The sequence below is a fragment of the Sulfurimonas hydrogeniphila genome, assembly GCF_009068765.1.
Lineage (GTDB): Bacteria > Campylobacterota > Campylobacteria > Campylobacterales > Sulfurimonadaceae > Sulfurimonas > Sulfurimonas hydrogeniphila.
In genome coordinates this window covers 245,923-265,495 of the sequence record NZ_CP035534.1, presented here as the reverse complement: position 1 = coordinate 265,495, position 19,573 = coordinate 245,923, and the positions used below count along the sequence as shown (strand labels likewise).

Annotated in this window: 21 protein-coding genes; 5 read left to right on the top strand and 16 right to left on the bottom strand. The window is 40.6% G+C overall.

The features are described 5' to 3' along the window. Position 1: 1 nt before the first annotated feature. A complete protein-coding gene (locus ETP70_RS01370) occupies positions 2–415 on the bottom strand; it encodes a hypothetical protein (protein WP_151899484.1) in 414 nt (137 codons plus the stop codon). A gap of 60 nt (positions 416–475) precedes the next feature. Here ETP70_RS01370 and ETP70_RS01365 point away from each other — a divergent pair, with 60 nt between their 5' ends. Further along, entirely contained in the window at positions 476–1,687 is a 1,212-nt protein-coding gene (locus ETP70_RS01365) for a molybdopterin molybdotransferase MoeA (protein ID WP_151899483.1), read from the top strand. A 10-nt stretch (positions 1,688–1,697) separates the two neighbouring features. On the opposite strand, the gene ETP70_RS01360 is transcribed toward ETP70_RS01365, so the two are convergent. The 14 genes from ETP70_RS01360 to mnmG form a co-directional block, all read right to left on the bottom strand. Beyond that, positions 1,698–2,048, bottom strand: a complete 351-nt coding sequence (locus tag ETP70_RS01360; protein ID WP_151899482.1) for a metal-sulfur cluster assembly factor — start codon at positions 2,046–2,048, stop codon at positions 1,698–1,700. Next, positions 2,045–2,467, bottom strand: coding sequence for a SufE family protein (locus tag ETP70_RS01355; protein ID WP_230973292.1), 423 nt, complete (start codon positions 2,465–2,467; stop codon positions 2,045–2,047). The genes ETP70_RS01360 and ETP70_RS01355 overlap by 4 nt, the downstream gene beginning before the upstream one ends. Then, on the bottom strand, positions 2,464–3,696 hold the full coding sequence (locus tag ETP70_RS01350; RefSeq protein WP_188110018.1) for a SufD family Fe-S cluster assembly protein: 1,233 nt from the start codon (positions 3,694–3,696) through the stop codon (positions 2,464–2,466). The genes ETP70_RS01355 and ETP70_RS01350 overlap by 4 nt, the downstream gene beginning before the upstream one ends. A 1-nt stretch (position 3,697) precedes the next feature. Then, positions 3,698–4,441: a Fe-S cluster assembly ATPase SufC gene (sufC, locus tag ETP70_RS01345; RefSeq protein ID WP_151899480.1), complete on the bottom strand. Its 744-nt coding sequence runs from the start codon at positions 4,439–4,441 to the stop codon at positions 3,698–3,700. Positions 4,442–4,446: 5 nt separating this feature from the next. Then, positions 4,447–5,880 carry a Fe-S cluster assembly protein SufB gene (gene sufB, locus ETP70_RS01340; protein WP_151899479.1) on the bottom strand — a complete coding sequence of 478 codons (1,434 nt, stop codon included), beginning with the start codon at positions 5,878–5,880 and terminating at the stop codon, positions 4,447–4,449. A 91-nt stretch (positions 5,881–5,971) separates the two neighbouring features. After that, positions 5,972–6,553, bottom strand: coding sequence for a 6-pyruvoyl trahydropterin synthase family protein (locus tag ETP70_RS01335; protein WP_151899478.1), 582 nt, complete (start codon positions 6,551–6,553; stop codon positions 5,972–5,974). A gap of 178 nt (positions 6,554–6,731) precedes the next feature. Then, positions 6,732–7,490: a 7-carboxy-7-deazaguanine synthase QueE gene (locus tag ETP70_RS01330; protein WP_151899477.1), complete on the bottom strand. Its 759-nt coding sequence runs from the start codon at positions 7,488–7,490 to the stop codon at positions 6,732–6,734. Beyond that, complete coding sequence (moaA, locus tag ETP70_RS01325; protein ID WP_151899476.1) at positions 7,487–8,452, bottom strand: GTP 3',8-cyclase MoaA; 966 nt, start codon at positions 8,450–8,452, stop codon at positions 7,487–7,489. Before moaA ends, ETP70_RS01330 begins: the two co-directional genes overlap by 4 nt. A 54-nt stretch (positions 8,453–8,506) precedes the next feature. Next, on the bottom strand, positions 8,507–8,971 hold the full coding sequence (locus tag ETP70_RS01320; RefSeq protein ID WP_151899475.1) for an RDD family protein: 465 nt from the start codon (positions 8,969–8,971) through the stop codon (positions 8,507–8,509). 234 nt (positions 8,972–9,205) lie between these two features. Next, complete coding sequence (locus tag ETP70_RS01315; protein ID WP_151899474.1) at positions 9,206–10,174, bottom strand: c-type cytochrome; 969 nt, start codon at positions 10,172–10,174, stop codon at positions 9,206–9,208. A gap of 10 nt (positions 10,175–10,184) precedes the next feature. Next, entirely contained in the window at positions 10,185–11,399 is a 1,215-nt protein-coding gene (locus ETP70_RS01310) for a cytochrome b (protein ID WP_151899473.1), read from the bottom strand. Positions 11,400–11,413: 14 nt separating this feature from the next. Continuing rightward, complete coding sequence (gene petA / locus ETP70_RS01305) at positions 11,414–11,950, bottom strand: ubiquinol-cytochrome c reductase iron-sulfur subunit (RefSeq protein ID WP_151899472.1); 537 nt, start codon at positions 11,948–11,950, stop codon at positions 11,414–11,416. Positions 11,951–12,011: 61 nt separating this feature from the next. Next, on the bottom strand, positions 12,012–12,878 hold the full coding sequence (locus ETP70_RS01300) for a hypothetical protein (RefSeq protein ID WP_151899471.1): 867 nt from the start codon (positions 12,876–12,878) through the stop codon (positions 12,012–12,014). After that, entirely contained in the window at positions 12,875–14,752 is a 1,878-nt protein-coding gene (gene mnmG, locus ETP70_RS01295; RefSeq protein WP_151899470.1) for a tRNA uridine-5-carboxymethylaminomethyl(34) synthesis enzyme MnmG, read from the bottom strand. Before mnmG ends, ETP70_RS01300 begins: the two co-directional genes overlap by 4 nt. Before the next feature lie 428 nt (positions 14,753–15,180). Between mnmG and ETP70_RS01290 the strand changes: the two genes are divergently transcribed. The 4 genes from ETP70_RS01290 to recQ all read left to right on the top strand — a co-directional run bounded on the left by ETP70_RS01290 (position 15,181) and on the right by recQ (position 18,705). After that, positions 15,181–15,384 carry a hypothetical protein gene (locus ETP70_RS01290; RefSeq protein ID WP_151899469.1) on the top strand — a complete coding sequence of 68 codons (204 nt, stop codon included), beginning with the start codon at positions 15,181–15,183 and terminating at the stop codon, positions 15,382–15,384. Further along, positions 15,384–16,070, top strand: a complete 687-nt coding sequence (locus ETP70_RS01285) for a tetratricopeptide repeat protein (protein ID WP_151899468.1) — start codon at positions 15,384–15,386, stop codon at positions 16,068–16,070. Before ETP70_RS01290 ends, ETP70_RS01285 begins: the two co-directional genes overlap by 1 nt. A gap of 75 nt (positions 16,071–16,145) precedes the next feature. Further along, positions 16,146–16,760, top strand: a complete 615-nt coding sequence (ribE, locus tag ETP70_RS01280; protein WP_151899467.1) for a riboflavin synthase — start codon at positions 16,146–16,148, stop codon at positions 16,758–16,760. Positions 16,761–16,929: 169 nt separating this feature from the next. Continuing rightward, complete coding sequence (recQ, locus tag ETP70_RS01275; RefSeq protein ID WP_151901477.1) at positions 16,930–18,705, top strand: DNA helicase RecQ; 1,776 nt, start codon at positions 16,930–16,932, stop codon at positions 18,703–18,705. Here the strand turns inward: recQ and ETP70_RS01270 are convergent. Continuing rightward, the gene (locus tag ETP70_RS01270; protein ID WP_151899466.1) at positions 18,702–19,493 is read right to left on the bottom strand and encodes a tRNA (5-methylaminomethyl-2-thiouridine)(34)-methyltransferase MnmD; all 792 of its coding nucleotides are present in this window, start codon (positions 19,491–19,493) and stop codon (positions 18,702–18,704) included. The genes recQ and ETP70_RS01270 overlap by 4 nt on opposite strands. Positions 19,494–19,573 lie beyond the last annotated feature (80 nt).

Genomic DNA, 19,573 nt, shown 5'->3' with positions numbered 1-19,573 from the left:
TTTACAAAAACCACATCCACAGTGACATCAAAAGCACCAAAACAAATTCTGCCTGCAAAATTGTTCTTGCAAACGGTTTGTATGCGTTAAAAGCATGCTCTTTTTTCATACTCAGATATTTCAGGGCTTTTAACCTTTTTGTTTCCAAAACAATCAATACAACACCTAAAAAAATCATAGCAATATTTTCTATACTGAAGTGCAGGTGCTTTGCCGCCATCATCACAATACCGGTAAACAAAAGCGAACCAAGTATTGTCATTGTCAAAGGTGTCAAATACAAAGAGTTGACCCTTTTGTATCTGGCAAGCTCCTGAGAACTTATCAGAAAAAAAAGATTTACAAAAATCATCACCAAAATTACAACCGCAGACCAACTATGTAGGCTTAAACCCATATTATACATTTCATTCATAACGAAATTATATTATAATATGTCCATTAAACAAAGAGTCTGCACAAAGGATATACTATTATGACTGTAAGCATTGAAAAAGCACTCGAACTGATTTATACAAATACGAAACGAAAATCGCTCAAAATACTGCCCATTGAAGAAGCTTTGGGCTATGTACTTGCCGAAAATATTACAGCAACACACAATCTCCCGCCTTATGACAATTCCGCGATGGACGGGTATGCGGTAAAGATAGAAGACTCTGACAAATGTGTTACGGTGTCTTGTACAATTTTTGCAGGGGATGATTTTCAGGGTGAACTCAGACACGGAGAAGCCATCAAAATCATGACAGGAGCAAGAATTCCGCTTGGAACCCAGTGTATCGTACCGGTTGAAGATACACAGGAGTGCCAAAACGGTGTCAAACTTCCCGACAATCTTGTCATCTCAAAGCATATCCGTCTCAGCGGTGAAGATATCAAAAAAGAGACTCTCTTGCTCTGTGTCGGTGACAAAATCGATGCGCATCAGATTACACTGCTCGCATCCCAGGGCATCAGCCATGTCAAAGTGTACAAAAAGCCCCGTGTCGCTCTGTTTGCTTCAGGGAATGAACTGAAAATGCACTTTGAGCAGATTACAGAGTATCAACTCTACAATACAAATACACCGACTCTCCTCTCCCGTGTCAAAGAACTCGGCTGTGAAGTGGAGTTTATCGGTACTGCCGCAGATACCCTCGAAGATATTCATACACACATAAGGAGTGCACTTGACTGTGATTTTATCATTACAAGCGGCGGAGTAAGTGTCGGAGATGCCGACTTTACAAAAGAGGCGTTTGGCGCCTTCGGGTATGAAATTCTTTTTGACAAAGTAGCCATCAAACCTGGAAAACCGACTACTTTTGGAAAAATCGGAAACAAAGTCATCTTGAATCTGCCTGGAAATCCGCTCGCAGCAGCTCTAAATTTTGAGCTTTTCGGAAGAAGCATTATTTATGCAATGAGCGGACAAAAAGACAAATACATCAACCCCATTACTGCCAAAATGAAAAATGATGTCACACTGCGCGCAGGAAGAAGAACAGTCATTCCCGGCTATTTTGACGGTGAATATTTTACGGTTTGTGAGCAGTATGCTCCGGGAATGATTTCTCCTCTCGCAGAGGCGAACAGTTTTATCATCACTGATGAAAACTGTACAGAAATTCCAAAAGAAACCCCGGTAAAGACAATCAGTACAAAGTTCAGCTTCTGCAGTGCAGACTTTATACCTTTAAGTTAGCAGCGTAATTTTACAGCATCCCCATAGCAAGTTTTGCCTCTTCGCTCATCTTGCTTTGATCCCATGGCGGATCATACACGACCTCAACATCAAGTTCTTCAACGGAACCGTCTTCTATCGTATTGGCAATATTTTTCACCATATCTATAATGACCTGGCTCATCGAACAGGTTGGTGCGGTAAGCGTCATGACAACTTTGCATCTGTTTAATTTGCTCACCGGATCTTTTTCACACTTGACATCATAAATCAGACCAAGATTGTAAATATCTACCGGAAGTTCAGGATCATATATCTTCTTTAATTCTTCAATAACCCGTGCTTCGCTCTCTTGCGGACTTATATCTCTTATATCGCTCATTTTTCCTCCTCTTTGCATCTTTTTGCATAACTGTATACTTTGTTTAAAAAAGCCTCTAAACTCTGTTGACGTACAGGAGAAAGGTGCTCGACTATTCCCAGTTTTTCAAGCTCTTTGGAATCAAAGGCAAGAATATCATCCACCTCCTGTCCGCTGAAAATATCTAAAAGCAGACTCAGCATTCCCTTTGCCATTTCACTGCTGCCCTCACCTCTTAAAACAAGCTTACCATCTTTACACTCACCGACAAGCCAGGCAGGAGAAGAACAGCCTTCTATAAATGTTGCTTCATTTTTTTCTTCTTCAGGCAAGACAGTGTGTTTTTTTCCCAAATCAAAAATATATTCAAACTTTTCGTTTGGTGTTTCAAACATCTCCAGATCTTCTTTGTAATAATTTACTTTGTCCCTAACACTCACAACTCTTCTCCAAACACAGTCTCACAGCAGTGATGGCAGGTGGCTATACACTCCAACTGTCCATGACCGTAATAAACCTTTTCAAAAGAAAGGTGCACATTTTCTCTTGTTTTTTCATCTTCTATCGCATCAATGATTTCATTTGCAAAAGCCAAAATCAACATTTTTCTGGCCTCTTCAAGCATAATACCACGTGAGCGAAGATAAAAAAGCTGTTGTGCATCAAGCTCCCCTATCGTTGAACCGTGACTGGCTTCCACATCATCTATATAAATTTCCAACTGTGGTTTACTCGCCATGTAGGCCCCGTCATTGAGTAAAACGGCCTGGGAGTTTTGGTAGGCTTTTGTACCGCTCCCTTCTGCTTTGATTTTAATGAGCGCATCAAAAATTCCCCGTCCGCTCTCTCCTAAAATTGTTTTTGCTTTTTGGGAACTTTTTGCCTCCCTTGCCGCATGCACAATCTGGGAAACTGTGCCTCTTTTGCTCTCTCCCTTTGTATATAAAAGATGATGTGCCCTGAAATCACTTGAGTGCATCAGTTTTGCCTGTATTAACTGAAGCCCGTCGGCATTGCCAAAATCAAAACTGAAAAAGTCTGCACTGCTTTGTTCTGCCAGCTCTATATAATGTGAATGGACCGGTATATAGATACCCTCAACGAGTGTTTCATCTTTTATAAAAGTGAATCGCGTATCTCTTTGAAGGCGGATATCACAGCCGTAGAGCACCAAACTCTCTTTTGCATCACAGCCTATAAAAGATTCAGAAAGTGTCACTTTTATATTTGGTGCAGTCTGCACAACTACCCTGTAGGCAATAAGCGCATTTTCCTGGGTATATCTGTGTAAAATCTTTATGCTGCTGTCATTTTCAAAATTGATTTCAATGACTTCCAAAGAGAGCAGATGCCCAAGATAATAGAGCGGGTCAAAATGTTCTTCAGCAATAGTACGCCTCTTTGTATAGCCGATTTTCAAGCCCTTTGGCGCACGTACTACAACACCATCAACTATCTCCACAAAATCAGCTTCTTCAATTTCAGACTCTTTTTTTGCGATTGCTCTGTACTCTGCATTGAGGAGTTTTTCAATAGGAAAATACCGGTACTGCTCTGTTTTTTTCGTAGGCAGTCCGAGTAGTTGCAGACGGGATGCCGCAGCTGCTGTTTCTTGTGAGACCACAGAAGAAAGATTTGCTAAAATATTTGCCAAAACTATCTGTTTCATTTTAAAACTCCTCAAGAGTTGTATATCCCTTCTCTTCCAACTCTGCCACAAGTTCAGGACCCGCAGTTTTAACAATTCTGCCGTCTTTGAGAACATGCACATAGTCAGGTTTCACATACTCAAGAATTCTGCTGTAATGTGTGATAATCAAAAAGGTTCTTTTCTCATCTCTGATTTTGTTAATCCCCTCACTTACTGCCCGCAGAGCATCAATATCAAGTCCGGAATCAATCTCATCCAAAATAATAAAATCAGGTTCAAGCATCAGCATCTGCAGTGTTTCGTTTCGTTTTTTCTCGCCGCCCGAAAAACCCTCGTTGAGTGAACGGGTAATGAGCTCAGGTTTCATTCCGAGTTCCGTTGCCAGACGCTTTGCTTCGCGTAAAAATTCTGCAGCGTTAAGCTCTTCTTTGCCTTCAAACTTTCTTTTTGCATTCACCGCTGTTCGTAAAAAATAGGCATTGCTCACACCCGGAATCTCTACAGGATTTTGAAAACTTAAAAATATACCTTTGAGCGCACGCATTTCCGGTGCTTCTTCAACAATACTTTCTCCTTTGTAAACAATATCGCCCTCACCGACACTGATATCATAATGCCCGACAATGGCTTTGGAGAGTGTCGACTTCCCTGCACCGTTTGGCCCCATAATGACATGAACTTTCCCTGTTTCGAGTGAAAGATTCAATCCTTTTAAAATATTTTTTTCACCTATATTTGCATGCAAATTTTTTATTTCCATCATTGTACTCATCCTACACTTCCCTCCAATGTTAATTCTAAGAGCGCTTTGGCTTCTACCGCGTACTCCATCGGCAGTTGGTTAAACACCTCTTTACAAAATCCGTGTACTATCATGCTCACAGCATCCTCTTCGCTGATACCCCGTTGACGCAGATAAAAAAGCTGTTCGTCGCTGATTTTTGTTGTTGTTGCCTCATGTTCAACCTTGGCATGGGCACTTTTGTTCTCCAAATAAGGAAATGTATGTGCCCCGCACTCGCTTCCTATAAGCAGGGAATCACATTCGCTTCGATTGTGTGCACCTTCAGCTTTGGCCGCCATTTTGACTAGTCCGCGATAACTGTTCTGTCCCCGCATCGCAGAAATTCCTTTTGAGATGATGGTAGAACTTGTATTTTTTCCCAGGTGAATCATCTTTGTTCCTGTATCTGCCTGCTGTGCAAGCGTTGTCACGGCAACTGAATAAAACTCACCCACACTGTTGTCTCCCTGCAAAATACAGCTTGGATACTTCCAGGTGATGACGGAACCGGTCTCCACCTGCGTCCAGGAAATTTTCGCATTGTCTCCCTTGCAAAGACCGCGTTTGGTAACAAAGTTGTAAATGCCGCCTTTGCCCTCTTTGTCACCGGGATACCAGTTTTGAATGGTAGAATATTTGATTTCCGCATCCCTCATCGCAATCAGTTCCACAACTGCGGCATGCAGCTGTGAATCATCCCGCATTGGTGCGGAACAGCCTTCATTGTAGCTTACATAACTTCCTTCGTCTGCAACAATCAGTGTTCTCTCAAACTGTCCTGTGTTGAGTGCATTGATACGAAAGTAGGTACTCAACTCCATCGGACAGCGAACCCCTTTTGGAATGTAGACAAAGGTGCCGTCTGTAAAAACAGCAGCATTCAGGGCTGCATAATAGTTGTCATTCATCGGTACGACACTGAACATATACTTTTTAACAAGTTCAGGATAATCCTGCAGGGCCTCAGAAATAGAACAAAAGATAATCCCGTGCTTTTTCAACTCCTCAGAAAATGTGGTTTTTACAGAAACAGAATCCACAACGGCATCTACGGCAATCCCCTGCAGCTGTTTTTGTTCATCCAAAGGAATGCCGAGTTTTTTATAGGCTTCAAGAATTTTTGGATCAACTTCATCAAGAGAATTTGCTCCCTTTTTTGGAGCCGAAAAATAAGAAATTGATTGGTAGTCTATAGGTTCGTAAGTTACATGTGCCCAGTGGGGCTCTTGCATTTTCTGCCATTTTTCAAGAGCATTTAAGCGCCACTGCGTCATCCACTCCGGTTCATTTTTCTTTTGGGAAATGAAACGAACGGTTGTTTCATTTAACCCGGGAGGCAGTGTGTCCTGTTCTATATCTATCTCAAATCCGAGTTTATACTCGCCCGAGACAGCTTTGTTAATCTCTTCCTGTGCCATATCTCTTCTCCTTTTATACCAAAAGAACAGTGTTTTATATTTTTGTTTGCTTTAAGTATAGCACTCTATTATTAAAAAATATTAAGAGGGCTCAGACACTTGCAGGATTTAAAAAAGTTTCTCCTCTTTTTATCTTTTCAAATAGGTCTTTATCTTTAAAATCCTCTAAAACCTGCACAGAAAAAACAATCTCTTCAAGCTTGATTTCACCCATGTTTTTTGAGTGGGCATCTTCACGAAAACATTGTGCATAACCTGTGGCTGTTTCATGCACTATGACGCTCTCAAGGCGTACTTCTTTTTCTCCGTTTTGTGTTGATGTAAGCGACAAAAGTCTCTCTATCATCACAAAAATGACGCGTGAAAACTGCTCTGCAGAAGGCGACACCGGCAATTGGACCCATCGCGCAGAGTGTTTTTTCATATCACGGACAAACTCCGGATCATCATCACGCCACAGAGCAATCGCATGATCAAAACTCTCCACGAGATCTTTCATGTTTTGCTTCATCAGTCCAAAATCATAGACCATCTGTCCGTTATCCAAAAAGTTGGATGCAAAAAGCAGTTCCACTTTGTAAGAGTGCCCGTGAATCGAACTTCTGCATTTTACAGTTGAGCATCCCCGTACAATATGTGCATTTTCAAATTTAAAAAGTTTTCTGATAATCATGATAAATCCCTCTTGTTCACCTATTTTTAAAGACACAAAGCCGGCACTTCAGTGCCGGCTGTTGCAATAGCCTTGCCACTCTCAGCCCGGACTGCAGAAAAAAATTTAGTTTTTCTCTCAAATCATGTTTGAGCATTAAAGTACGGATTCCGACAAAACATATGAAACTGCCTTGATGCTATACACCTTTGTTGGCATCCCAGATTCTTATGTGCAGTCTGTCACTGAAATTGTACCCCTTTGCCTTGCAGAACTCTATCAGCGCTTCGGTATTTTCTTCCAACTCTTTTTTGCTTCCTGCTACAGGCATACAGTAAACCTTGGTCTGAGGGGAATGTATGGTGACTCTTTGTATCTCCTCTTCCAGAGCTATATTTATAGACTCTTTGTCAATGGAAAATTTAAAAAAAGCATCTTTTGCATTTGCGGCAATATTGTAAATCACATCACCGCGCAGACGTTTACTCAGGGATTCCCCAGAATTAAAAAGCTTCACTGACAGAGCAAACACACACTCTTTGTATACAGGATATTTTTCAAAATCAACCGCTAAAGAACCGTTTGTTTCAAAAGTTATCTGATGTCCCTTTGCCACCAAGGCTTCCAAAAAAGCAACAAAGAGTGTATCGTTGGCATAAATCAGAGGCTCACCGCCTGTCAAAACAATGTCTACCGCTTCGGGCAAATCATACAAAGAGAGAATATTGAGCAGTTCTTCTACTTTATAAACAGGCACCCAACTCTGTAAAAAATGCTCTTTATTGACGGCATAAACAGTATCACAGCCGACAACTTCTGTACCGTCGTTTGCTGTCTCTTTACACCCGAAACCTTCGCACTTCATATTGCAGCCGCCGAAACGGAAAAAAAGAGAAGGCGTGCCTACATACTTGCCCTCCCCCTGAATAGAGTAAAAATGCTCAACGAGGTAGATCATCCACCCGTCTCGTAAAAAGCCCGGTTGGAAACTTCATCATCTTCTCCGCCCCAGCGATTTTTTTCCGGTTTTGTGCGTACTACTTCTTTTAAAACAGCTGCCGCCCCTTTGATATCACCCTTTTTAATCGACTCCGCAATGCTCATTGCCTCATCAAAATACAGGCACGGTATCAGATTACCCTCGGCAGTCAGTCTTATTCGGTTGCACTGCTTGCAAAAATCATCTCCGTAGGGTTCAATAATACCAAACCGGTATCCGTCTTTCATTCTGTAATAATGCGATGGCGAGGCACCGTCAAAACCTTCATCTTCAAATTCATATTTTTCTCTGAGAATTTCCAGAAGCTCTGATGATTTCAGCCCTGAAATATCCGCTTTGGCAAATTTGTTTTCCATATACTCTATAAAACGCACACTCATATCACGCTCTTTGCAATACTCCAGCACATCCACAATCTCATCAGCATTCATGTTTTTCATAGGTACCATGTTTACTTTGACTTTCAGCCCTACTTTGAGTGCCTCATCCACGCCTTCAAGTACATTTTTCAAAACATCTTTTCCCGCTATAGCCTGTGCCACTTCCGGTTTAAGAGTATCAATACTGACATTAATGCGTTTAAGCCCTGCATCTTTAAGCCGCTGTGCCGTGCCTTTGAGCAAAAAAGCATTGGTTGTCATTGCCAAATCTATCGCAGGTTCATAATCATAAATCATTTGAATAAATTTGTCCAGATCTTCGCGCAAAAGCGGTTCTCCGCCTGTAATGCGAATCTTTTTCACACCCTCGTCAATAGCCACTTTCATAAATTCAAACAGCTCTTCAAAGCTCAATAAGTTTTCTTTTGGAACCCATGAAAACGGTTTTTCGGGCATACAGTACTGACATCTAAAATTACATCGTTCGGTTACAGAAACTCTTAAATAATCTACCACTCTGTCATAGCTATCAATAAGCATTATATTTCCTAATTTTAATTCTTGTCATTATATCTTTTAGAGTTGATGCACTTCTTAATCAACTTCAATTTCTACAGTTGCGCATATTATATCATGCAATGCTTTTTTGTCTTTTCTGTAAAATGGAATTGCTAATCCTAAAAGAATTGTTGCAGAAAACAAAAAAACTGTAAAACGGCACAAAGCCCGAAAAAATCCTATATTTTTATATGTTTTATCGTCAACTACTTTAATTTTATAGGCTTTTTTTCCCGGAGTCTGTCCAAATTTTGCCAGAAGAACGGCGTAAATCAATCCATATGTTGCTACCCCGAAAAATGGTGCCCATTGCGAAGACTGAAATGCTTCTTTGCTTCCCATAACAATATAAGCAATAATATATAAAATAGGTGCATATATCATAAACAAGTCGGTAATGAGTGCTTTTATTCTATCCGGATAACGCGCATAACGTATGTGAGGTCTCTTTTGTTGTTGTTTTTGATGTTTTGTGTTTTTTTTGATATCTCTAAATCTCATAAAAAAGATTATATCAAAGCTTAACTTTAGGAGGGGTAATAGCGCAGTGTTATTAAGTTAAAAAAATTAATACTTTTTCGGAACCTGTACTTCAGTACCGGCTGTTGCAATATTCTTGCCACTCTCAGCCCGCACTGAAGTACGGGTTCTCAAAAGTCGCTTAACTTAATAACATTGATTGTAATAACCAAGGAATGGATTCCCACACAAAGTATGGAAACCCAAAGAAAAAGACTAGTGCAAGTCTCTCCACACTTCTTTTTTCCAAAGAATAGCAAATATTGCAAAGATAATAATATATATCATAACATATTTACCGATTTCTTCTCTTTTGTGACGTTTGGAATCTCCGACATTTTCAAGATGCTCAATCACTTTATCAGCAGCTTCTGCAGTCACACCTACACGAGGCATCGCAGTTCCTTTAAGATACGCTTGAGGATCTTCAACAAAAGTTTTGATGTAGTGCTCTCCGCGAGAACGGATATACATACTTAAATCCGGTGGCAAGGTACCGAGATATTTTGTTAAAGCGTCTTGATAATCAAGCACTTTTGTTTCAAATGCCAACTCATCCTGTTTGTGTTTGAATGTCGGTTTTTCTCCGATTTGTGTCCACGGTGCATGAAGCTTTCCGTCTAAATTATACTGATAATGAATTGCATGACATCGTCCACAAGCAACTTCAAATGCCATATTTGGCGTTAATTTCTCTTGCGGTACTGCAATTGACTGTAAGTAGGCAACCATGTCAGCCACTTCCTGATCCATATCTCCGCCGGCTCCGTAGAACTGTGGCATCGGATAAGATTTACCGCTTTTTTCATTGTATTTATGCTCAAGCATTAAAGCATGTGCAGGGTTTTTAATGAGTGCTGCTAAAAATTTAGCATCGAAAACAACCCCTGCATTTGATAAATCCGGTGGGTTTACACCGTAGCTTTGTGCTGCAGTTACAGGATCCATCGGAGCCGGCATACCGGCAACCTCAATACTGTGACAACCAACACAGGCACCTGCACCCATGACCAGGTCTTTTCCACGTGCAGCATCACCTTTTTTTGTCAATGCCGGTAAATCTTTGTATGTAAACCCTTCACTTTCTATGTGTTTGTGCATTTGCGAATGTGCAAACGGTTCAACCAAATAGTATGTCACAAGAGTAAATACAGTTACGACCACTAATATAAATAATTCTTTCACTGTTTACTCCTTAAACTTTTTTTTCAAATTTTGTGATAAATGGAAGTATAATCCATAAACCGATAAACGTTATAGCCGCGTAAAAACCGATAGCGCTAAATACACCTTCTGGCGGAACTTTACCCATTGCCGTCAGTATAATCATGTCAATCAACATTGCCCAGAACCAGTATTTGAACAGACCTCGACGTGACGCAGGCACTGCATTTGGGCTTCTGTCTAAAAATGGTAACAGAAAGAAAATTACCTGTGCAAAAGCAAATGCAATCAGTCCAACATCTGTTGAAAATGGACGTAAAATCTCATAAGACCATAAGAAATACCACTCAGGATAAATATGCGCAGGCGTCTTCAGACCGTTTGCAGGGTCAAAGTTTACAGGGTCCATTGCAAAATCATAATGATAAAAGACAAGATAAAAGAAAAGAATGAGGAAAATTCCCACAACCATCATATCTTTTGCCAAAAAGTCATTCATAAAACGAATTACTTTTGAATTTGCTTTGTCGCCGGCCAAATATTTTTTCGCTTCAGCATCAAAGTCAATCTCTTCACCGTCCTGGTTGTTTACATGTGGAATACGAAGCGCACCGAAGTGTAATCCGATAAGACCGATAATTGCCAAAGGAATCAACAATACATGTAACATAAAGAAACGATTTAAAAATGCTTGAGCAGGAATATAATCTCCGCGTATCCACTCAACTAAGCCATCAGCATGTAAACTACCACCAGCAAAAAGATTTGTAATAACCATACCAGCCCAATAAGACATTTGACCCCATGGGAGCATGTATCCTGAAAATGCTTCTGCTGAAAACGCAACAAATAAAAGCATCCCTGAAATCCAAATCATTTCACGACCGTTCTTATATGAACCGTAATATATCCCTGTGAACATATGAATGTAGATTATCAGGAACACTACAGATGCCGCTACACCGTGAACATGTCTCCATAACCAACCGTAACCGACTTCCTGCATTATCGTGTAGTTTACACTGTCAAATGCCAAATCAATATTCGGTTGATAATACATCAGTAAAAAGATACCCGATATCAATAACAGTCCGAATGTAATCGCAAGTATCATACCCATTGCCCATAAAAAGTTAATATTTTTAGGAATCCAATACTCCGTAGCTAAAACACGGTTAAGCGTATCAATCGCAAGTCGTTGATTAAGCCAATCGTGCAAATTTTTTGCTTTTGTAAAATGTGCCATTTATCTTCCTTTGCTTATGCTTTTAATGTTATGCCATTTTCAAGCATCTTCTTATATTCAGGTCCTTCTTCACCTAAAACCAGTTTATCTCCATCAATTTTAAATGGAGGAATATCAAGCCCACGCGGTGGCGGAGCTTTTGTCACCTCCCCTGTAAAGTCATACATACCACCATGACATGCACACAAAAAGCTTTTTTCGTCAGGATTGTACCCAGGGATACAACCAAGATGTGTACAAAGACCAAGACATACTAAAAAGTAATCATTTCCAATTTTAATAAGTCTCTCTAAATCTTTAGGATTTTTTTCTGCTTTTTTAACCATCTCTGCAGTTTGCTTTAAAACGAAAATAGGCTTCCCTCTCCATTTTTCTGTTACCAACTCATTCTCTTTATACTGCGACATATCAAGAGTAGTAAATCCGGCTGCTTTGACGCTCGGTAAAGGATCCCATGATCTCTTCATCGCGTACAATGAAGCGACAGCACCCACACCGGCAACAGCACCAAACGCTTTGCCCATAAAACCTCTACGGCTATTATTTTTCATGTTTTCTCTCTTCTTTATTCAATTTTCAATCCTTATTATATACCAAATAAGTTTTAATTATTTATAAATTTAAGCTTTCCTTTAGAAAGTTTGCTGTTTTGTTACTATTTTTTTCAATTATTTCATAATTTCTCGTAAAAACAGTCTCTAATATCACATTTAAGTGATTTTTATCATAATTATAAACGACAGGAATATTTAAGCTTTCAAACAGAGGAATAAAATCCCGTGTGTAATCTTCTCTCTGTATATAAACAGGTTTCCCGCCAGAGGCTAAAGAATCCAGCACTGCCTGTGGCGAAGCTGTAACTAAAACTTCACTCTGCATTATCATTTCATCATACTCTTCAAATTCGAAATAATGAACGAATCTTGTTTTTAACATTTCTTCATAATCTAGAAAATAATAAAATCCAAGCTGCAAATGTGGACGTAAATCTTCTATAAAATCTAAATGTTTTTCCAAATCTTTTTCATAATCATCATCTCCGAAAAAATAGGAGAGTGGTACTGTCTTTTCTTTACATGTAAAGTATTTGTCAGCTACAACCACGGCTTTGCAGATACCTTCATCTTCCAAATAGGGAGAGAGCAAAAATTCACTCTCCGCTTTTACCTCATCAGGCTTATCGCTGATTCTCACAAATCTTGAAAAATAGTTTCGCATATCCTCAAGCATGACAGGATTTGCCTCTGCAGAATCAAAAATCAGCTTGTCGCCGTTATGGGCAATTTGGGGGATATTTCTGACAACATCAATCCCCACACTCTTTTGTATGCCAAAATCACGTGCCGCCTGTGCAATGCGATAATCACTTGTCAACAGTGTAATATCTTCATCTTTTAAAGCATTGAATATCGCCACTGCCCTGCGAAATCTGTCCAGGCCTATTCTGTGCCCCGTATGCACATAATAAAAAGTTCTCATAGTTTTTTTGCAGCCATTCTGATATATATATGCAGTATCTCAATTGCTGCGGGTGTAATTCCGCTGATATTCATCGCTGCCTGGAGTGTCGGAGGAGAAAAAGCCGCCAGTTTTTCCTGTACCTCTTTGGAGAGCCCGCTCACACCCGTAAAATCAAACCCTTCGGGTATTTTGACTTTCAAATATTTTTTCATACGTTCTATTTCCTGGCTCTGTTTGTCAACGTAACGGGCATATTTTCCCTCCACCAAAATTTCTTCTTTTATATAGTCATCATACTTGTCAAGTTCCGGCACAATCGTGACCATCTTCTGCACATCAAATGTTTTACGGGCAATAAGCTGCTGTGCAGTTGAGACATCCTTGAGCGGCTGTTCGTCCATAGATGCCAACAGTGCATTAAACTCTTTGTTTGGTGTAAATTTTGTCTCTTCCAAAAGTTTGGCACCCTCTTGTATCTGCTGGGCTTTTATTTTGATTTTTTCATACTGTTCATCGGAGATGAGTCCAAGTTCATGTCCGTATTTTCCCAGTCGTACATCCGCTGATTCTTCACGCAAAAGGAGTCTGTACTCTGCACGCGAAGTAAACATTCTGTAGGGTTCGTTCGTTCCTTTTGTGACCAGATCATCAATCAGTACACCGATGTATGCCTCATCACGACGTAAAATAAGCGGTTCTTTGTTTTGCAATGCCAAAGAGGCATTGATTCCCGCCATAATTCCCTGTGCTGCCGCCTCTTCATAGCCTGTTGTCCCGTTTATCTGTCCGGCAAGATACAGACCTTTGATTTTTTTGGTTTCAAGCGAGTGCTTCAGTTCACGCGGATCGACAAAATCATACTCTATGGCATAGCCGTAACGGACAATTTTTGCATTTTCCATTCCTTTAACCGAATGAATCATTTCTCTTTGCACTTCAGGAGGCAAAGAGGTACTGAGCCCGTTGACATAGATCTCTGTATTGTCCATGGTTTGCGGTTCCAAAAAGAGATGGTGTCGCTCTTTATCAGGGAACTTGTCTATTTTATCTTCGATAGAAGGACAGTATCTTGGACTTTTTCCTGCAATCTGACCCGTAAAAAGAGGGGCTCTGTAAAAATTGCTCTCAATGATTTTGTGTGTCGTTTCATTTGTATAGGCGATATAGCACGGCAACTGTTTTTTTGTCACACGGAATTTTTCTCTGTCTGTTCTGAAACTGAAAGGATTCGGCAAGGCATCCCCATCCTGTTCTTCCATGACAGAAAAATCAATACTTGAACTGTCAATACGCGCACAGGTACCGGTTTTGAGGCGTGCCATACTCAGCCCTGCATCATTTTTAAGCGAAGCAGAAAGTCCGACGCTTCGTGGTTCTCCAAAACGTCCGCCCTCTTGCTGCACCTCGCCTATATGGATTATACCGTTGAGAAATGTCCCCGAAGTAATGATGATTTTTTTGGCTCTGTACTCATTTAACAATGCTGTGCGGACACCTTTTACCTCATCTTCTTCTATGATTAATGATTCAACCGTATCCTGTGCCAAATCAAGATTAGGCGTATTGAGTACAACATTTCTGGCGATTACACGGTACTTGTCCATATCTATCTGTGCACGGCTTCCGCGAACTGCAGGCCCTTTTGTCTGATTGAGTATGCGAAACTGTATGCCCGCTTCATCGGTAATGAGTCCCATTTCGCCGCCGAGTGCATCAAGCTCACGTACCAAATGCCCTTTTGCGAGTCCGCCTACGGCAGGATTACAGGAAGTTGCCCCGACATTTTCCGCAAGCATGGAAATCATCAGTGTTTTGTTCCCCATTCGAGCTGCCGCCAAAGAAGCCTCTATACCGGCATGTCCACCGCCTACTACTATTACATCATAATTCATTTATACATCCTGTTAGCATAGCTTGTTTATATAAGTAGTTTAATTTTTTGAGAATGGGCTAATTAAGGGCACCTCTAAAAACCCTGATATATCTCAACATTATAGCGAAGGTACTAATGCAAGGCAAAACTACGCAGGAGCTACGAGTAGCTTCAAGTGGTTTTAACGAAGCAGTAGTGCTTTTGCTATAATGCCCTGCCGGAGCCAAAAAGAGAAGCAATCTTGCACAAAATTTTCGATCACCGTAGCTACGGCTATGCTTCAAGAAAAGTTTTGCACAATCTCACTCCTCTTTTTGGCTTTGAGGGATATCAGGGTTTTTAGAGATGCCCTTAAATTACTTATATAAACTTACTTTATTAATGCGAATTTTATCATTTTTCAGTATCATTTGCATAATATAAAGTAAATTACCTGAGGTTTTTAAGATGCGTACAGATTTATTTCAAGATTATGTACCCGAAATACTGGTTTATGACCCAGAAATTGACGGCAGTTACAAGCATAAAATACGGGACGAACATCTCAGCAGCAAAGAAAAATTATTAGAAAAAGTAAGAAAAGCAAAAGCAGCCGCCAAAGGCAATACAACAACTTTTAGACAACCAATTCGTACGGAGAATGAAGAATAATGATACAAAAAGCAAACGAAGCCTATAATTCCGGTGATTTTGAAACTGCATACAAACTTTATACACAGCTTGCCCAAGAAGGCAATGCCGATGCACAAACCTCTTTGGGCTATATGCACCAAATGGCACAGGGGTGTGAAAAGGATGAGGCAAAAACACTGGAGCTCTACACAAAGGCAGCCGAGGCAAAACAGCCTTATGCCCTTTTTAATCTCGCTATTTTATATGAAAACGGTATTGGCGGTGTCAAACATGACATGTTCAAAGCATATGAGCTGCATATGGAAGCGGCAACAAGAGGCGTTCCGCCTGCCATGTATGAAGTTGCGCTTATGCTTGAGCGCGGGCTTGGCTGTATGCAAAACTACTCAGAAGCCGCATTTTGGTATGAAGAGGCGGCAAAACGCGGACATTTGCAGGCATTTAACAATCTTGGCGCACTCTACAAAGAGGGCCATGGCGTGATACAGAACGATGCAAAAGCTTTTATCTGTTTCAAGCGTGCAGCTGATGGCGGACTCACAGAAGGGCTGTATAATCTTGGACTCCTGTATGATCAGGGAATAGGCTGTGAAGAGGATCATGACAAAGCCCTTGACCTGTGCCGAAAAGCTGCCTATCAAGGACATGAAAAAGCCAAAGCTATCATTAAGGGTCTTCAAGAAGACGGTAAAATCGTCTTCTAGTTTTTTAACACGTGAATCGGAACACGTCCCGATTAACTGCGCTAGCCTCTCATGAGGCAGAGGAGAAACAGATATATGTTTACAGGACTAATCAGAGAAGTTGCAACAGTGAAAAGCTTTGTGGGTTCCACTCTCAGTATCAGAGCAACATACAAAGCCGGTATCGGTGATTCAATTGCCGTAAACGGTGCCTGTTTAACCGTAGTAAAAGTAAATCCAGACGGCTTTGCCGTAGAACTCTCTCCTGAGAGCCAAAAACTTTTGGCCATTGAAAATTATAAAAACGAGGTGCATATAGAACCTGCTATGAAAATGGGTGACCGGTTTGAGGGGCATATCGTTCAGGGACATGTTGATACTGTAGGCACCATTAAAGAGATCAAAAACAACGGCAACTCTTATGATGTTTTTATAACAGTAGAGAAGAAATTTATTCCCTATATTGTGCCAAAAGGCTCCATTACCATTGACGGGGTCAGCCTTACGGTCAATGATGTCGACGAAAACAGTTTTCGTCTGACTATCATTCCGCATACAATGAAAGAGACACTTTTTAAGAACTACAAAAAAGGCAGTCGTGTCAATGTCGAGACAGATATGTTTGCCCGGTACGTCGCACATATCATCAAACATCAAAAATCAACTTCACTCTCATGGGATGAAGTAGATCGAATAAGTGCAAATTATTAATTTTTTTCTGTAGTGCGGGCTGAAAACGGCAGGAAAGTTGTGGCAGTCGGCACTGAAGTACCGATTCCGGGAAAATAAATGCCAGGAACCCATCCTTCAGGGTGGGCTGAGAGTCAAAGCAACAACAATCAGCTGTGCAGAAAAAAAGTTGACAACTAATGGAGTACAAATCAAAAATCAGATATTAAAAGACAATTTCGGACATAACAGCTTTAGAGAACTCCAGGAAGAGGGTGTGGATGCCATCTTAAAGGGGCAGGATTTACTGATGATACTGCCAACCGGCGGCGGAAAGTCTCTTGTTTATCAGCTCCCGACGATGATGATGGAGGGCATTACTATTGTCATCTCTCCTCTTATCGCCCTGATGCAGGATCAGGTACGCGCACTGCAGGCACAAAACATATCTGCACAAATGATAAGCTCGGCACAAAGTTATGAAGAGGTGCAGGATATTATATCACAGGCATACAGCGGTGCTTTAAAGTTTTTGTATCTCTCTCCCGAACGCTTAAACAACGGACATACCATTGAACTGCTGCACGGTTTACATGTAAACTTTTTTGTGATTGACGAGGCACACTGTATTTCGCAGTGGGGACATGAGTTTCGTGATGATTATCGTGCCTTGGGAAATCTCAAACACAACTTTCCACATACGACAATCGCCGCTTTTACCGCAACTTCAACAGACAATGTCACACAGGATATTTTAAGAGAACTGCGTCTTGAAAACCCTCTTTTGCTCAAAGGAAAAGTATTTCGCAAAAATATTTTTATTTCCGCGCAAAGACGCATAAGCAACGGCCATGCACAGCTTAAAAACTTTTTGGCAAGACACCAAGACGAAAGCGGAATCATATATGTGAGTTCGCGAAAAAAAGCCGAAGAACTCAGCACTTTTTTAAATGTCAACGGCTACAAATCTCTTGCCTACCATGCAGGCCTGCCTCAACATGTAAGAGAACAGAATTTTAAAATCTTTGTCAACGACAAGATCAACATTATGGTAGCGACCATCGCCTTTGGCATGGGCATAGACAAAAGCGACATCCGTTTTGTCGTGCATATGAGCCTGCCAAAGTCACAGGAGAACTACTATCAGGAAATCGGACGTGCGGGACGTGACGGTGAAGACAGCGAAGTGCTGTTGCTGTTTAATGCAGGCGATATGGCACAGCATAAAAGGTTTCTGGCAGACATCGAAAATGAAGAGTACAAAGCCCATCTTGATACAAAAATAGACAAAATATACAAATATGCCACCAGCGAGATCTGCTTTCACAAACAGCTTGCCGAATACTTTAACGACACTCTTGATGCCTGTAAAGAACGCTGCGACAACTGTCTGACATCCGATGACAAACGCCAGGATATCACCAAAGAGGCACAAATGATTCTCAGTACAATCTACAAGACCAATCAGGGTTTTGGAAAAAACTACATCATAGATATTCTTCGCGGTTCCACTGAACAAAAGCTGCTTGCCAACGGTGCTGACAAGCTTTCAGTCTATGGCATCGGTTTGGAACTAAGCAAAAAAGAGTGGTTTGTCATCATTGAACGCCTTTTGGAATTAAAAATCTTACTGCTGGGTGATTTCAGCGTTTTAAAACTCACAAATGATGCCATAGCCGTACTCAAATCACAAAAACTTGTAGATATCAAATCTTCCAGACTCCAGATAAACATAAAAGAGAAAAAGATCAAACAGGCAAAAGAGTTTGATTATGATGAAGAGTTATTTGAAAAACTTCGGGCAAAAAGAGCCGAACTCGCAAGTGAAATGGGGGTACCTGCCTACATCATTTTTGGAGATAAAACACTCAAACACCTTGCCAATGACATGCCGACCAACAAAGAAGAGATGCTTGAAGTAAACGGTGTGGGAGAAAAGAAATTCGCACAGTTTGGAAAAGAGTTTTTGGATGTTATCAATGACTAAACAGGTGACAAAAAATTCAGTTCACTGTCTCGCAAGGGTTGTACGTCAGGGTTACATGTAATCTTGTGTTGCATATTCACCGGTTCAAAGTTGCTTAACTCCCTCAGAGATGCCACCGTTGCAGCTCTGAAATCCTCTCCTTTGTTTAAATAGATATAAAACCCGTTTACATGTAAGGCCAGACGGGTTTTGAGTGCTGTAGAGTATGTTGTCAAAATCGCATCTTTTTTCATACTCTTTTTTATATCACTGAAATACTCCTGTGTCCAGAGCATCGGATTTGCGTCAGGCGAGAAAGCATCCTGATAGACAATGTCAAATTTGTTTTCAAATTTGTTTACATACTCCCGTGCATCCCCTAAAAAAAGTTCTATGCAAAGCGTCTCATCCTCATATCTTCCCTGTGTACTGAGTGCTGTTATTACCTCGTGCAGTATTTTAAATTCCTCCGGATAGTGAAAAGAAGGCAGGGATTGCACCAGTTTTGCATCCGACTCCGGAGAATATATATGCAGTTTTATCTGCGGTGCATATTTTTTGTAATGCAATACTGTTGCCAGAGTATTAAACCCGAGTCCGTAACAAATATCTAAAATAGCTACCTCTTTTTTCTCCTTTACATGTAAAGAAGCAGGGAGTATATGCTTTTTCAAGGACTCATGCAGAGCACCGTCTCTTGTTGAATGATAGTGCTGGGCATACTCTTTTGAGTAGGCCGTATAGCTTCCGTCTTTTGTAAGTTCCAAGGTATGCATATCTGTGTCGAATCTGTCTGTATCTTTTTTCATGATGCTATTTTACCATTGTGTTACTCAAAATATTGCACAGAGAAACAAATTGTAAAAATTTCTAATAATAAATAATCGTT

Excerpts from the sequence above, each read along its gene's own strand:
- ETP70_RS01370 (WP_151899484.1), bottom strand. The coding sequence starts at position 415 with ATGAATGAAATGTATAATATGGGTTTAAGCCTACATAGTTGGTCTGCG.
- ETP70_RS01365 (WP_151899483.1), top strand. The coding sequence starts at position 476 with ATGACTGTAAGCATTGAAAAAGCACTCGAACTGATTTATACAAATACG.
- ETP70_RS01360 (WP_151899482.1), bottom strand. The coding sequence starts at position 2,048 with ATGAGCGATATAAGAGATATAAGTCCGCAAGAGAGCGAAGCACGGGTT.
- ETP70_RS01350 (WP_188110018.1), bottom strand. The coding sequence starts at position 3,696 with ATGAAACAGATAGTTTTGGCAAATATTTTAGCAAATCTTTCTTCTGTG.
- sufC (WP_151899480.1), bottom strand. The coding sequence starts at position 4,441 with ATGATGGAAATAAAAAATTTGCATGCAAATATAGGTGAAAAAAATATT.
- sufB (WP_151899479.1), bottom strand. The coding sequence starts at position 5,880 with ATGGCACAGGAAGAGATTAACAAAGCTGTCTCGGGCGAGTATAAACTC.
- ETP70_RS01335 (WP_151899478.1), bottom strand. The coding sequence starts at position 6,553 with ATGATTATCAGAAAACTTTTTAAATTTGAAAATGCACATATTGTACGG.
- ETP70_RS01330 (WP_151899477.1), bottom strand. The coding sequence starts at position 7,490 with ATGATCTACCTCGTTGAGCATTTTTACTCTATTCAGGGGGAGGGCAAG.
- moaA (WP_151899476.1), bottom strand. The coding sequence starts at position 8,452 with ATGCTTATTGATAGCTATGACAGAGTGGTAGATTATTTAAGAGTTTCT.
- ETP70_RS01320 (WP_151899475.1), bottom strand. The coding sequence starts at position 8,971 with ATGAGATTTAGAGATATCAAAAAAAACACAAAACATCAAAAACAACAA.
- ETP70_RS01310 (WP_151899473.1), bottom strand. The coding sequence starts at position 11,399 with ATGGCACATTTTACAAAAGCAAAAAATTTGCACGATTGGCTTAATCAA.
- petA (WP_151899472.1), bottom strand. The coding sequence starts at position 11,950 with ATGAAAAATAATAGCCGTAGAGGTTTTATGGGCAAAGCGTTTGGTGCT.
- ETP70_RS01300 (WP_151899471.1), bottom strand. The coding sequence starts at position 12,878 with ATGAGAACTTTTTATTATGTGCATACGGGGCACAGAATAGGCCTGGAC.
- mnmG (WP_151899470.1), bottom strand. The coding sequence starts at position 14,752 with ATGAATTATGATGTAATAGTAGTAGGCGGTGGACATGCCGGTATAGAG.
- ETP70_RS01290 (WP_151899469.1), top strand. The coding sequence starts at position 15,181 with ATGCGTACAGATTTATTTCAAGATTATGTACCCGAAATACTGGTTTAT.
- ETP70_RS01285 (WP_151899468.1), top strand. The coding sequence starts at position 15,384 with ATGATACAAAAAGCAAACGAAGCCTATAATTCCGGTGATTTTGAAACT.
- ribE (WP_151899467.1), top strand. The coding sequence starts at position 16,146 with ATGTTTACAGGACTAATCAGAGAAGTTGCAACAGTGAAAAGCTTTGTG.
- ETP70_RS01270 (WP_151899466.1), bottom strand. The coding sequence starts at position 19,493 with ATGAAAAAAGATACAGACAGATTCGACACAGATATGCATACCTTGGAA.